This window comes from Sciscionella marina DSM 45152, assembly GCF_000379465.1.
Classification (GTDB): domain Bacteria; phylum Actinomycetota; class Actinomycetes; order Mycobacteriales; family Pseudonocardiaceae; genus Sciscionella; species Sciscionella marina.
This window is the reverse complement of record NZ_KB905461.1, coordinates 1-1,168: the sequence shown is the minus strand read 5'-3', so window position 1 is coordinate 1,168 and position 1,168 is coordinate 1. Positions and strand designations below refer to the sequence as shown.

At 68.6% G+C, this 1,168-nt stretch carries 1 pseudogene; it reads right to left on the bottom strand.

Annotated features, from left to right (window positions below):
• Positions 1-92: 92 nt before the first annotated feature.
• Positions 93-950, bottom strand: a pseudogene (locus tag A37U_RS47785) (IS110 family RNA-guided transposase); the annotation flags it as partial.
• Positions 951-1,168: the final 218 nt, after the last annotated feature.

The window sequence follows — 1,168 nt, the reverse complement described above, 5'->3', positions numbered from 1 at the left end:
AGAGACGAGCTTATGGCGCCTTCCCGGACCAGCCGGGCCACCACATGCAACCCGGAACCCCGGAAGAGATCAACAACCGGGACGCCCTACATGAGTCGATGTCGGGTGGTGTTGCCCGAGGACGCGGGGATGGGGTTCACTCCGGCGAGAGCGGCGAACGCGGCTTCGTCGCGGACCCGGCCTGGGTGCGACCAGGCGACCAGCACGGTAGCGGCGGTGACGGGGCCGATCCCGGTTTCCTCGACGAGGTCGGCGGCGGGGCTGGCCTCGACGAGCTCGCCGATGCGGTTGGTGTTGCTGGTGATTTCGGTGTCGAGGGCGAGGATCCTGTTGGCCAGTCGGACGGCTTCGGTGCGCGCGGTCGCGGTGGCGAGGTCTTCTGCTCGCGGGCGCCAACGGGAGATCTCGATGATCTTGCGTGCGCCGAGGGGACGCCGGGCGTCGATACCGAGCTCAGCGATGCGCACGAGGGCGGTCAGGGCGTTGACGGCCCTGGTCCGCTCGCCGGTCAGTTCGTCCCGGGCGGTGAGCAGGATTTGCGCTGCCGCACGGATTCCCTCGTCGGTTCGCGGGGTGCGCAGGTGTTGCTCGTCGAGGGCAAGCACCGTTGCGGCGATGCGGCGGGCGTCGATCGGGTCAGATTTGCCGATCCCGCGCCGACCGGCCCGATCCATCCGGGATGCTTCGACCACACGGTAACCGGCCAGTGCGCTCTGGCGGGCGAGTTGGGCTCCGTAACTGCCGACCCCCTCGATGACCCACAAGGCACCGGAATCGTCGCCGGTGCGGCGGGCGACCCACGCGATCGCGCGGGATCTGCCGGCATGGGTGTTGGGGAATTCCTGGGTGCCCACATGTTCGCCGTTGGTGGCGAGCACCGCATAGGTGTGGGTACGGGCGTGGGTGTCTACACCGATGACGAACGGGTGGGACTGTGCGACAGTGGACATCGCGGTCGGGTTTCCTCTCGGTCGAACGGGGTGTTCCCGGGCGCCGCGGACCGGCGCCAGGCCCGGGAGAGGTCACTTCGCGGCAGAACTGTGATGGGCCACGATCCCTGGGGATCGGGCAGGCTTCTGATCTCTAATGGTGGCGGCTGGCTTGGGGCTGGCTGGCAGGCTGTTCGTCGGCTTCGCCCGGTGTGACCCGCTTCTGATCTGACTGCGCT